Origin of the sequence: Pseudonocardia sp. DSM 110487, from assembly GCF_019468565.1 — a bacterium.
Taxonomy (GTDB): Bacteria; Actinomycetota; Actinomycetes; order Mycobacteriales; family Pseudonocardiaceae; genus Pseudonocardia.
On sequence record NZ_CP080521.1, the window covers coordinates 1,752,119 to 1,763,878 of the forward strand.

Consider the following 11,760-nt stretch of genomic DNA (forward strand, 5'->3'; position numbering starts at 1 on the left):
CGTGACTGCGTCAAACAGTTCAGCCGGAAAGCGCCTGCGCAGCCAGGCGTGGTTCGACAACCCCGAGAACCCCGGCATGACCGCCCTCTACATCGAGCGGTACATGAACTGGGGCATCACCCGCGAGGAGCTGCAGTCCGGCAAGCCGATCATCGGGATCGCGCAGACCGGCTCCGACCTCTCGCCGTGCAACCGCCACCACCTCGTGCTCGCCGACCGGGTGCGCGAGGGCATCCGGGAGATGGGCGCGATCGCGTTCGAGTTCCCGGTGCACCCGATCCAGGAGACCGGCAAGCGGCCCACCGCGTCGATCGACCGCAACCTCGCCTACCTGGGGCTGGTCGAGGTGCTGCACGGCTACCCGCTCGACGGCGTCGTGCTCACCACCGGCTGCGACAAGACCACCCCGGCCTGCCTGATGGCCGCGGCCACCGTCGACATCCCGGCGATCGTGTTGTCCGGCGGCCCCATGCTCAACGGCTGGTACAACGGCGAGCGGACCGGCTCCGGAACGATCGTGTGGAAGGCCCGCGAGATGCTGGCCGCCGAGGAGATCGACCAGGCCGAGTTCGTCGAGATGGTCGCCTCGTCGGCGCCGTCGCCGGGGCACTGCAACACCATGGGCACCGCGTCCACGATGAACGCGCTCGCCGAGGCGCTGGGGATGAGCCTTCCCGGCTCGTCGGCGATCCCGGCGCCGCACCGCGACCGCGCCCGCAACGCCTACCTGACGGGGCGGCGGATCGTCGAGATGGTGCACGAGGACCTCAAGCCGTCCGACGTCATGACGCGCGAGGCCTTCGAGAACGCGGTCATCGTGAACTCGGCGATCGGCGGCTCCACCAACGCGCCGATCCACATCACAGCCGTCGCCCGGCACATGGGCGTCGACCTGCCGATGGACGACTGGCAGCGCCTCGGCCTCGAGGTCCCGCTGATCGTCGACCTGCAGCCCGCCGGTAAGTACCTCGGCGAGGAGTTCTACCGGGCAGGCGGCGTGCCCGCCGTCGTGAACGAGCTGATGGCGCACGGCCTCATCCGGGAGGGCGCCCACACCGTCAACGGGCGCACGATCGGTGAGAACTGCCGCGACACCGTGGCCACCGACCGCGATGTGATCCGCACCTTCGACAACGCCATGCAGGACGACGCCGGGTTCCTCGTGCTGAAGGGCAACCTCTTCGAGTGCGCGATCATGAAGACGAGCGTGATCTCGACGGAGTTCCGGGAGCGCTACCTGTCCGACCCGGAGCACCCGAACGTCCTGGAGGGCCGCGCGGTCGTCTTCGACGGCCCCGAGGACTACCACCACCGCATCGAGGACCCCGACCTCAAGATCGACGAGGACTGCCTGCTGTTCATGCGCGGCGCGGGCCCGCTCGGCTACCCGGGCGCGGCCGAGGTCGTGAACATGCAGCCACCCGCGGAGCTGATCAAGCGGGGCGTGCACGCGCTGCCGTGCATCGGCGACGGGCGCCAGTCCGGCACGTCCGGCTCGCCGTCGATCCTCAACGCCTCCCCGGAGGCTGCGGCAGGCGGCGGCCTGGCGATCCTGCAGACCGGCGACCACGTGCGCATCGACCTGAACACCGGCACGGCCGACATGCTCGTGCCCGAGGCGGAGCTCGCCGAGCGGCGTCGTCGGTTGGATGACGCGGGCGGCTACCCGATGCCCGCGTCGCAGACGCCGTGGCAGGAGATCCAGCGGGGCATGGTGGACCAGCTCTCCGCGGGCATGGTGCTCAAGCCCGCAGTGGCCTACCAGCGCGTGGCGTCGAAGGGGTTGCCGCGGGACAACCACTGACCACCCCTGGGTGGATACGCGTGCTGCAGCGCGCGTATCCACTCACACCTGATCAGCGGAAACATGTCGTCCAGTGTGGCGGCATCGAGTACCCGCTCGGACCAGAGGTCGAGCTCGTCTTCGCCCGACTCAAACGGTGAGCGGGGCGAACAGGTCCACGATGTTGCCGTCCGGGTCGAGGACGGTGGCGTAGCGCTGTCCCCACGGCGCGTCGTAGGGCGGCAGCGGGCCGGCGTGCCCCGCCGCTGTGAGCTGATCGAACATCGCGTCGACCTCGGCGGGCGAGCCGAGTCCGAACGCGAGCGCGACCCGGCCGGCGGTGTCGGGAGGGCTCCACTCCGGATGCATGCCCGTGATGGTCTCCTCGGCGTCGATCGACAGCCGGTTGCCGCCCGGAAGCTCGACGCCGACGTGCGGGTCCGGCGTACCCGGCTCCGGAACCGTCAGGCCCAGCAGGCGGTAGAACTCGATCGAGCGTCGGACATCCTTGGCGAAGATCTGGACGACTGCCGAGGTCAGCACAGACATGGCGGGACAGTAAGCCGGCTGGGCAGTGGCGGTCGTGAATGAATCGGACAACGAGGTGGTCTTGGCAAGATCTGAGCGGATCGCCCGGCGGCCACCGATTTGCAAGGATCCTGCTGATCACGGGTACTTCCGCGAATCAGGCCCTCGAGTTGATCTCAACGCGCTGCGCCTCATTGGACCCGATCAAGGAGATCGGCGAGCTCGTCAGGCATCGACATCATCGGTAGATGCGACGAGGGGAGCCGGTGACGATGGTCGACGACAGCCGCCAACTGCTCCCGGGCAGCGGGGGAGAAGGCCTGGTCCTGCTCGCAGATGATGTAGGTCGTGGGGTGGCCGCGGTCGGGTGCGGTGCTGGGCGCGGTACCGCTGGCGAGGGAAGCCGGCATGAAGCGGCGCAGGTAGGGATAGGCGTGCTGGGGGTCGACGTCGGCGCACAGCTTCTGCCGGACCAGCTCTAGATCGTCGACGGCTCTGAGCGTGCCATCGTCGTGCGCCGTCACCCATGTGGCTTGCGGTCCCGCAGCTGCCCATGCTTCCATCGCCGACTGCCCCCGCTGCGCCCGAGGCGGAGCTCGCCGAGCGGCGTCGTCGGCTGGATGACGGGGGCGGCTACCCGATGCCCGCGTCGCAGACGCCGTGGCAGGAGATCCAGCGGGGCATGGTGGACCAGCTGTCGGCGGGCATGGTGCTCAAGCCGGCAGTGGCCTACCAGCGCGTGGCGTCGAAGGGGCTGCCGCGAGGCAACCACTGACCTGCTCGTGCGTGGGTACGCACGTTTGTGAGGGTGGGGACAGCGCCGCCTGGTCAGGCAACGCGCCGTCCCTCCTCGCACAACACGGTCACGCCCTGCTCCACGGCCACCAGCGCCGCGGCGATGCGATCGGCCAGGAGCGGTTTGACCTTGCTCCTGGCCTGCGCCAACGTGTGGAATCCGGCGGAGAGGATCTCGGCGTCCGGGAACACCGTTCCCACCAGATCGGCATCGTCCAGCACGCCGCCGTCGAAGACGAACCGCAGACCCTCGGGGCGCGAGTCCTGCGGACGCACGTGGTCCACCACCAGCAGCCGCCCCAACGGGACGTCCCAGCCCAGTTCCTCGGCCAGCTCGCGCGTCGCCGCCGCCCACGGGGACTCGTCGGCCTCCACCACGCCGCCCGGGATCTCCCAGTTCGGCTTGTAGGACGGCTCGACCAGCAGTATCCGATCCGCCCGGTCGCGGAACAGCATGCCTGCGGCCATGGCCTTGCGGGCCAGGCCCGCCACGTACTGCTCCACCGGCCGTGCCTCAGGGCGTCGACTGGGCGACATCATCTCCACGGACGTTACCGCGAGGGCGATGCGGTGGGTGCCAGGTCACCGAGCGCCGCCGGGTCGTGACCGGCGCTCGGTGACTGCTCGATCGCCTCGACGCGATACCCGGCCTTCCGCAACCGGTTCGCGACCTCACGCCAGTGCGAGCCCTCGACGAAGCCGCCGGGGACGAGGACGAAGGTCGACATCGCGTGATTGTGGTGCCCGTCACTCCCGGCGACGATCGGCCGGTCGGCCGCGACGACCCGCTCAGAACGGCGGCTGCTCGTCCGGTGGAGGTTCGGGTTTCGGTGGTGGTGCTGGGCGGGGCGGGTCGGCCTCGGGTCGTTCCAGGATTCGCGGGTCGACCTTGCGCAGGCGTTGGTCGACGTCGGCGGTGGTTTCGTCGTGCGGGTGTGGGGCGGGGTCCGGGTCGGGTAGGTCGGGGCGGACCGGTTCGCCCTTTGTGACGTAGATGCGCCCGAGCGGACTGATCCACAGGAACAGCCCGGGCTGGGGTTGGGCCAGGGACCAGTGCCGATCCTTGTCCGGATGGTGACGCTTGCAGGCGGGGCCGATGTTCACCTCGACGGTTTCGCCGCCGCGGGCGTGGTCGCGGGTGTGGTCGAGGTCGCTGCGCCGTGCCGGGCGGGTGCAGCCCGGGCCGCAGCAGTTGCGGTCGCGGATGCGGATGTGGTCGGCGAGCCGGCCGCGCGCGAACCGCGCCTGCGGGTTGGCGGCCAGTCGCCGGCGGAGCTCGTCGCGGTCGGCCCAGGCGTCGGCGATCTCGGCCAGCAGCCCGTCCCAGTCGCCGAGGACCGGGTCGGTGCCGTAGCCGCCGAGCTCGTCGAGGGTGAGGTGAAGCTCGACGATCCCGCCCCGCACCGGAAGAGCTCGCGTGGAGGTGCGGGGGCGGCGCCGGAGCGGTCCGGCGAGCAGAAGGTGGCCGTCGGTGTCGACGATGGCGAACTTCCAGGACGCCCCCGCCGTTGGGCGGCGACGGCGGTGCGGGCGAGGTGGGCACCGACGGGTCCGAGGCCGGGGATCTCGCCGGGCCGGTCGTCGAGCCCGGCGAGGGTGGCGAGCCCGACTCGGATCTCGATGCCCTCGCGGGTGGCGACCCGGTCTCCGGTCCACCGCTCGGCGTTCTCGCCCGCCGGGGCGGCAGCTGTGGCAGCGGCCTCGGCTGCGGGGTGGTCGTCGGGATGGTCGATGTCGGGGCCGTCTTCGGGTCGTTGGGTGGCCAGGAGCCGGTTGATGATGTCGTTCTCGGTGAGGCCGTGGAAGGTGCCGTTGAGCATTCCGAGGTAGATGTCGGCGCTGATCTGTGCCCGTCGTGCTGGGTGCCCGGCCCGTTTGGTGGCTTCTACGAGCCGGTCGATCCGCTGGCCCGCGGCGGCCGCTTCGTCGGGTGGGAGTCCGTTCCCGACCAGGGTGGCGGTGCCGGTGCGCGGGTCGAGGTACAGCGCTACGCCTCGGCCTTGCACGGCGCGCTCGTATCGGCGGCGGCGCAGGTCGGGGTCGATCGCGTGCAGCGCCCGGTACAGCCGGTCCGAGAGCTGTTTGGTGGTCAATCCCGGCGCTTGCGGCACGAATTTCTCGCAGAGCCGCCGGCTCTGCTGGTCGGTGAGGTCACCGTTCGCCGGGTCGAGGTATTCGACGAAGACCCGTGCCTTGCCGCGGTCGATGTGGCCGTGCTGGAGGGATTCGTGGACCAGCGGTAGGCGTTCGACCAGGGCGGTGGCGAACCCGAGTTCCCGGTCGGTGGCGGTGGGGGTCCAGGTGAGTCCGGCGGCGATCTCGTGGGAGGCCCACTCGAACTGCTCCGCGGCCCGCGCCACCGCCTCGGCTCGGTTGCCGGGCAGGTCGGCGACGGTGACCGCGTGGGCGATCTCCACCAGGTCGGCGAACAGTTCCGCCTGGTCATGGGCCAGCTGCCGGGCCCGGGCCCGGGCCACCTCGACCAGGCGGACGTTCGGGACCTTGTCCCGAGGCAGCGCGTCCAGGACGGCGGACAGCTCCGGACCGGGCGGTAGTGCCACCGCCCGGTCCACGAGTTCCGCCACTCCTGCCATGCGTCGAACCTACGTTCGACCCCTGACATTCCTGGGCGTTTCCGGTTGACCTGGTTGGCTTTCACTCGAAGAGCCCAACGGCCGATGATGGCCATGCTGGCGCGAGGCGTTCGGGCGCCTTGCAGGCCGCGCACGTGCCGAACGCGCGATCGGCCCCGTCGCAATCGGTTTCTGGCACCCGCTATCTTCGCATTTAGCGGTGCACGAAGAGGCGACTCATAGCATTCTCACAGCCGTCTCCAAGCGCATTCCAATAAATGTATGGAGTGTTTGGTCGACGGAAGGAAACCATGGCGAGAGTGGGCGACCGGAACCTCTCGGCGGTGTGGGCGTGGGCTCGCGCGCACCGGCTGAACCTCGGACTGCTCCTGCTGCTGGCCGTGGCGATCGTGGCGACCGTCCTGGTGATCACGAACCCGGGCGGGGAGGCACCGGTCGCCCGCACGGCGACGGTGACGCGTGGCGACGTGACGGCGCTCGTCACCGGGAGCGGCAACGCCGAGTCGTCGCTGCGTACGCCGGTCAGCTTCGAGGGGCCGGGCACCGTCACCTCGGTGCTGGTCGAGCCGGGCGACGCCGTCACGCTCGGCCAGCCACTGGCCACGATCGACGACGCCGCCGCGCAGGCCGAACTGCGCACCGCCGAGGCCCAGCTCGCGAGCGCGCAGGCGGTGCTCGACCAGGCCAAGGCCGGGCCGACCGACGTGCTGAGGCAGCAGGACCAGCTCGGGATCACCCAGGCCGAGCAGGCCCTCGACAACGCCCGTGCCGCGGTCACCGCGGCGCAGAAGCAGCTGGAGCTCGACCGGGTCTCGACCAAGAGCGCCATCGACAACGCGAAGACCGAGCTGGCGAACGACGACAAGGCCACCGCTACGGCCGTCGAGAACGCCGAGGAGAAGCTCGAAGCCGACACCAAGACCCAGAAGACCCTCGTCGAGCAGGCCGAGGCGGAGGAGCAGGCGGCGTGCTCCGGCACGAGCTCACTCACGGAGGACGGCGAGGATTCCGCGTCCACCAGCTGCACCTCGGCGAAGCTCGCCACGAAGAACGCGAAGAACACCCGCGACTCGGTGCTGCTGGCCGACCGGCAGGCGATCACCACCGCCGAGCAGACCCGCGAGTCGACCCTCGACCAGCGCAGGCAGGCCGTCACGGAGGCCGAGCAGACCCGGGCGGAGACCCTGCTGACCGGCGAGACGACGGTCGAGACCAACAAGCAGGCCGTGACGAAGGCGGAAGGCGACGTCACGGCGGCCAAGCTCGCCGCCGAGGCGAACCTGCACCCCAAGACGCCCGAGGAGATCGCGCAGGCACAGGCCTCGGTGGACAGCGCGCAGGTCGACGTGGACACGGCCCGGCGCGGCGTCGAGAAGACGGCGTTGAACGCGCCGCAGGCCGGCGTCGTGCTCGCCGTGAACGGCGAGGTGGGCGAGTCGGCAGGCGGGCAGGACTCGGACAACGGCTCGGGGTCGTCCGACGATGACAACGGCAACAGCGGCGACTCGGCGGCGTCGGATTCCGCGACCTCGGCGGGCGACGGGTTCATCGTCATCGCCAACTTCAGCGAGCTCGCCGTGACCGCGGAGATCCCGGAGGCCGACGCGGCGAAGCTCCAGCTGGGCCAGCAGGCGACCATCTCGTTCCCGGCGACCGAGACCACGGCGACCGGCACGGTCACCCGCAAGGACCCGCAGAGCACGGTGTCGAACGACGTCGTGCTCTACCCGGTCACGATCTCGCTGGAGACCGCTCCACCCGGCGTCGGGGTCGGCGCAACGGCCAACGTGTCGGTCACCACGGGCACCGCCACCGGGGTGCTGAAGGCGCCGACGCAGGCGATCACGACGACCGGCAACCAGAGCACGGTGACGGTGCGCCGCAACGGCGTCGACACCGTCGTGCCCGTGCGGATCGGGGTGTCCGGCCCCGCCGAGACCGAGATCGTCAGCGGGGTTTCCGAGGGTGACGTGCTGGTGCTGCCGTCGCAGAACGTCGTGACCGGTGGCTCCGGCGCCGGCTTCCCCAGGACGGGCGGTGGTCGGTGATGCGGCCGGTCATCGAGCTGCGGGACGTCGCGAAGATCTACGGGAGCGGTGACACGGTGGTGCGCGCCGTGGACGGGGTCGACCTCGTCGTCGAGCGCGGCGACTACGTCGCGGTGATGGGTGCGTCGGGCTCCGGGAAGTCGACGCTGATGAACATCATCGGCTGCCTCGACCTCCCGACCAGGGGCCGCTACGCGCTCGACGGCGTGGATACCCGGCGGCTCGACGAGCGCAGGCAGGCCTTGATCCGCAACCGGAAGATCGGGTTCGTCTTCCAGTCGTTCAACCTGATCCCGCGGACAACGGCCCTGCGCAACGTGGAGCTGCCGATGGCCTACGCCCGCGTCCGCACGCCGGAGCGGCGCAGCAGGGCGCTGCGGGCGCTCGAGCAGGTGGGGCTCGGCGATCGGTTGCACCACCGCCCGTCGGAGCTGTCCGGCGGGCAGCAGCAGCGGGTGGCGATCGCACGGGCGATCGCGACCGATCCCGTCCTGCTGCTCGCCGACGAGCCGACCGGGGCGCTCGACAGCCGCAGCACCGACGAGGTGCTCGCGCTCTTCGGCGATCTCAACGCCGACGGCCGGACCCTCGTGGTCATCACCCACGAGGAGCAGGTCGCGCGGCGCGCGAAGCGGGTCCTGCACATGAAGGACGGCCGGATCGTCTCCGACGATCGCGTGGTGGCGTCGTGAACCTGGGGCAGAGCCTGCAGTTCGCCGTGGCCGGGGTGCTGGCGAACAAGATGCGCTCGGCGCTGACGATGTCGGGGATCGTCATCGGCGTCGCCGCGGTCATCGTCCTCGTGGCGGCGGGCACCGGGGCGAGCGCCGCCACCACGGCGTCGATCAGCGCGCTGGGCAGCAACACGCTGACGATCACGCCGGAGACCGGTCAGGGCTCGGGTGGCCGCGGTGGGGGCATCCGCATCGGGGGCGGTTTCCTCGGGGGCGGCGGACCCCGCCCGGTGGGGCCCGCCGCCCAGCTTACGGAGGACGACCGCGGCACCGAGATCCGCGAGGCGCTGCTGACCCTCGAGGACGCCGAGGCGCTCGTCGACCCCGAGCTGGCCCCGACCGTCGCTTCGGTGGCGCCGGTGGTGACGGCGAGCTCGGTGACGGCGACGTACGAGGGCGCGTCGCACGAGGTCGCGACCCTGACCGGCACCACCCCGAGCTACCTCACCAACGTCGACGACACGGTGCAGGCGGGCGTTCCGATCAGCGACTCCGACTACGTCGCGCGCACCCGGGTGGCGCTGGTCGGTATCACGGTCGCCGCCGCGCTGGCCGGGGGTGACGGCCGGGCGATCGTCAGGCAGTCGATCCAGCTGAACGGCGTGGCGTTCCAGGTGGTGGGCCTGCTGGCCGCCAAGGGCAGCAGCGGCCCGCAGGACCAGGACGACCGCGTGATCGCGCCGATGACGGCGGTGCAGGACACGCTCACCGGCTACGGGCCGCTCTCCAGCATCTCGGTGAAGGCCGTGTCGGCGGAGGGGGTCCCGGTGGCGACAGCCGAGGTCACCGCCATCCTGAACGCGCGCCACGGCACGGAGGTCCCGGACTTCTCGATCTCCAGCCCCACGTCGATCCTCGAGGCGGTGTCGGAGGTCAACGCGACCTTCACGCTGCTGCTCGGAGCGGTGGCCGGCATCTCGTTGCTGGTCGGCGGCATCGGCGTCATGAACATCATGCTCGTCACCGTCACCGAGCGGACCCGCGAGATCGGCATCCGGAAAGCGGTCGGCGCGCAGAGAGGCGACATCGTCGGGCAGTTCCTGCTCGAGGCCACGATGCTCTCCGTCGCCGGTGGCCTGCTCGGCATCGCCATCGGGGTCTCGGTCGGCTCGCTCTCGATCGGCGGTTTCCAGCTCGTCGTCGCCCCGTTCTCGGTGGTGCTCGCCTTCGCCGTGTCCGTGGCGATCGGGCTGTTCTTCGGCTTCTACCCCGCGAACAAGGCCGCGGCCATGAGCCCGATCACCGCCCTCCGATACGAATGAAGTCGATGGAGCCGATGGAATCCCTGCCGCCCGACGAGCCTCTTGACGATCCGTACGAGGATCTGTTCGAAGCGGGTTGGGACCGACCGAAGCAGGCCAGCAGGCTCACCCTCGCGCTGGTGGCCGCGCTGCTGGTCGTGCTCGGGTTCGCGGGCGGCGTCCTGACCCAGCGCGCCGTCGGCGGCGGGAACGCACCGACCACGGTCACCGGCGGGCCGGGAGCCGGGAATCAGGTCGTATCGCCGGCCGAGGGTGGCGGCGTGCGCCGAGCCGGGCCGCAGGGCGGAGAGGGTTGAATTGAGTGCGGTGGCCCGAACACACGACCGCGATTCCGCACACACGTCTGGGCCCGAGGCGTGTGCGGGTGGCTGGCAGAGCAGCGCCACTCGGTTCGTGACATCCGTGCGTTGCCTGTCGCAGACTGGAAGTCGGCGGCACGGTCGCGTCGTGCGGGAGGGGCATGGCTCGCATTTCCTGGGAGGGGTGCACCCAACGGTCGGTCGCTCGTTGTCCTCCCGGGCACGTCGTGACCAGCGTGACCTCGGGGAGGCGTGATGCACACACGGCCTAGGCATCGGCGGCACCAGTACATGCTCGGCTGGGCCACGGGGCGCGGCACGAAGACCGGCCGTCGGGTCATGGCCACCCTCGTCGGCGTCGCCGTCGCTTGTAGCAGTGGTGTGGTGATCGCGTCCTTCCTGGAGACCCCACGCCCCGAGCAGGACCTCAATCCGCCGGTGGCTGCAGCGGCCGAGCCGCGTTCACCGAACGATCGGCTAGCCGACGCCGAGGACTCTCAGGATCATCCGCGCGAGGTTCCGGCAGGTCCATCGCTCGGGCAGAACGCCGAAACCGAGCAGAGCCCCGCGCCGCCCCAGAACGAGATCGACCCGGATTCCTGCCCGAACGGCATGGTTCGGATCAGTCGGTCAACCGACAGCGGCAGCGGCTGCGCCCGGGCCGAGGAGGTCGCCGAGCGGGAGCAGGCCAAGCAGGAGAGGGCTGAGCGGGCCGCGCGGGAGAAGGCCGAGGCGGCTGAGCGCGAGAGGGCCGAGGAGAAGGCCGAGCAGGCGAGGCAGGAGAAGGCGGAGCGGGCCGAACGGGAGAAGGCGGAGCGGGAGAAGGCTGAGGCGGCGGAGCGGGAGAGGGCCGAGCAGGCGGCGCGGGAGAGGGCCGAGGAGAAGGCCGAGCAGGCGAGACAGGAGAGGGCTGAGCGGGCCGCGCGGGAGAAGGCCGAGGCGGCTCAGCGCGAGAGGGCCGAGCAGGCGGCGCGGGAGAGGGCCGAAGCGGCCGAGCGGGAGAAGGTCGAAGCGGCCGAGCGCGAGAGGGCCGAGCAGGCGGCGCGGGAGAAGGCTGAGCAGGCCGAGCGGGAGAAGGCGGCGCGGGAGAGGGCCGAAGCGGCCGAGCGGGAGAAGGTCGAAGCGGCCGAGCGCGAGAGGGCCGAGCAGGCGGCGCGGGAGGAGGCCGAGCAGGCCGAGCGGGAGAAGGCGGAGCGGGAGAAGGCTGAGGCGGCGGAGCGGGAGAGGGCTGAGCAGGCCGAGCGGGAGAAGGCTGAGCAGGCCAAGCGGGAGAAGGCCGAGCAGGCCAAGCGGGAGAAGGCCGAGCAGGCCAAGCGGGAGAAGGCCGAGCAGGCCAAGCGGGAGAGGGCTGAGCAGGCCGAGCGGGAGAAGGCTGAGCAGGCCGAGCGGGAGAAGGCCGAGCAGGCCAAGCGGGAGAAGGCCGAGCAGGCCAAGCGGGAGAAGGCCGAGCAGGCCAAGCGGGAGAAGGCCGAGCAGGCCAAGCGGGAGAAGGCCGAGCAGGCCAAGCGGGAGAAGGCCGAGCAGGCCAAGCGCGAGAAGGCCGAGCAGGCGAAGCGGGAGAAGGCTGAGCAGGCCAAGCAGAAGCAGGGCAGGACCAGGCCCGCCCCAGCGGGCAATCGACCGGTGTGTAACGACGGCTTCGTCTACGACCCCAGCGTGAAGAGGTGCGTCGAGCAGCAGGGGCGTGGCGGCCAGTAGTGCGGCCGCCAGGCCGCAC

General features: G+C 71.0%; 13 protein-coding genes. 7 read left to right on the plus strand and 6 right to left on the minus strand.

Annotated features, from left to right (window positions below; genetic code table 11):
* Window position 1: 1 nt before the first annotated feature.
* Window positions 2–1,804 (plus strand): IlvD/Edd family dehydratase, encoded by a 1,803-nt coding sequence (locus tag K1T35_RS07975; RefSeq protein WP_220259516.1) that lies wholly within the window; start codon window positions 2–4, stop codon window positions 1,802–1,804.
* 129 nt (window positions 1,805–1,933) lie between these two features.
* Here the strand turns inward: K1T35_RS07975 and K1T35_RS07980 are convergent, their stop codons facing one another.
* Entirely contained in the window at window positions 1,934–2,332 is a 399-nt protein-coding gene (locus K1T35_RS07980; protein WP_220259517.1) for a VOC family protein, read from the minus strand.
* A gap of 170 nt (window positions 2,333–2,502) precedes the next feature.
* Window positions 2,503–2,835: an alpha/beta fold hydrolase gene (locus tag K1T35_RS07985; protein ID WP_220259518.1), complete on the minus strand. Its 333-nt coding sequence runs from the start codon at window positions 2,833–2,835 to the stop codon at window positions 2,503–2,505.
* A gap of 29 nt (window positions 2,836–2,864) precedes the next feature.
* Here K1T35_RS07985 and K1T35_RS07990 point away from each other — a divergent pair, with 29 nt between their 5' ends.
* On the plus strand, window positions 2,865–3,086 hold the full coding sequence (locus K1T35_RS07990) for a hypothetical protein (RefSeq protein ID WP_220259519.1): 222 nt from the start codon (window positions 2,865–2,867) through the stop codon (window positions 3,084–3,086).
* 53 nt (window positions 3,087–3,139) lie between these two features.
* Here K1T35_RS07990 and K1T35_RS07995 read toward each other — a convergent pair whose 3' ends face one another.
* The 4 genes from K1T35_RS07995 to K1T35_RS08010 form a co-directional block, all read right to left on the minus strand.
* The gene (locus tag K1T35_RS07995) at window positions 3,140–3,610 is read right to left on the minus strand and encodes an NUDIX hydrolase (RefSeq protein WP_255621694.1); all 471 of its coding nucleotides are present in this window, start codon (window positions 3,608–3,610) and stop codon (window positions 3,140–3,142) included.
* 47 nt (window positions 3,611–3,657) lie between these two features.
* Complete coding sequence (locus tag K1T35_RS08000) at window positions 3,658–3,834, minus strand: hypothetical protein (protein ID WP_220259520.1); 177 nt, start codon at window positions 3,832–3,834, stop codon at window positions 3,658–3,660.
* A 61-nt stretch (window positions 3,835–3,895) separates the two neighbouring features.
* Window positions 3,896–4,210 (minus strand): hypothetical protein, encoded by a 315-nt coding sequence (locus K1T35_RS08005; protein ID WP_220259521.1) that lies wholly within the window; start codon window positions 4,208–4,210, stop codon window positions 3,896–3,898.
* Window positions 4,207–5,700, minus strand: coding sequence for a DUF222 domain-containing protein (locus tag K1T35_RS08010; protein ID WP_220259522.1), 1,494 nt, complete (start codon window positions 5,698–5,700; stop codon window positions 4,207–4,209). Before K1T35_RS08010 ends, K1T35_RS08005 begins: the two co-directional genes overlap by 4 nt.
* Before the next feature lie 299 nt (window positions 5,701–5,999).
* On the opposite strand from K1T35_RS08010, the gene K1T35_RS08015 reads away from it, so the two are divergent.
* The 5 genes from K1T35_RS08015 to K1T35_RS08035 all read left to right on the plus strand — a co-directional run bounded on the left by K1T35_RS08015 (window position 6,000) and on the right by K1T35_RS08035 (window position 11,741).
* On the plus strand, window positions 6,000–7,748 hold the full coding sequence (locus K1T35_RS08015; RefSeq protein WP_220259523.1) for a biotin/lipoyl-binding protein: 1,749 nt from the start codon (window positions 6,000–6,002) through the stop codon (window positions 7,746–7,748).
* Window positions 7,748–8,440 (plus strand): ABC transporter ATP-binding protein, encoded by a 693-nt coding sequence (locus K1T35_RS08020; RefSeq protein WP_220259524.1) that lies wholly within the window; start codon window positions 7,748–7,750, stop codon window positions 8,438–8,440. Before K1T35_RS08015 ends, K1T35_RS08020 begins: the two co-directional genes overlap by 1 nt.
* Entirely contained in the window at window positions 8,437–9,744 is a 1,308-nt protein-coding gene (locus K1T35_RS08025) for an ABC transporter permease (RefSeq protein ID WP_220259525.1), read from the plus strand. The genes K1T35_RS08020 and K1T35_RS08025 overlap by 4 nt, the downstream gene beginning before the upstream one ends.
* 5 nt (window positions 9,745–9,749) lie before the next feature.
* On the plus strand, window positions 9,750–10,040 hold the full coding sequence (locus K1T35_RS08030; RefSeq protein ID WP_220259526.1) for a hypothetical protein: 291 nt from the start codon (window positions 9,750–9,752) through the stop codon (window positions 10,038–10,040).
* Window positions 10,041–10,298: 258 nt separating this feature from the next.
* Window positions 10,299–11,741 carry a hypothetical protein gene (locus tag K1T35_RS08035; protein ID WP_220259527.1) on the plus strand — a complete coding sequence of 481 codons (1,443 nt, stop codon included), beginning with the start codon at window positions 10,299–10,301 and terminating at the stop codon, window positions 11,739–11,741.
* Window positions 11,742–11,760 lie beyond the last annotated feature (19 nt).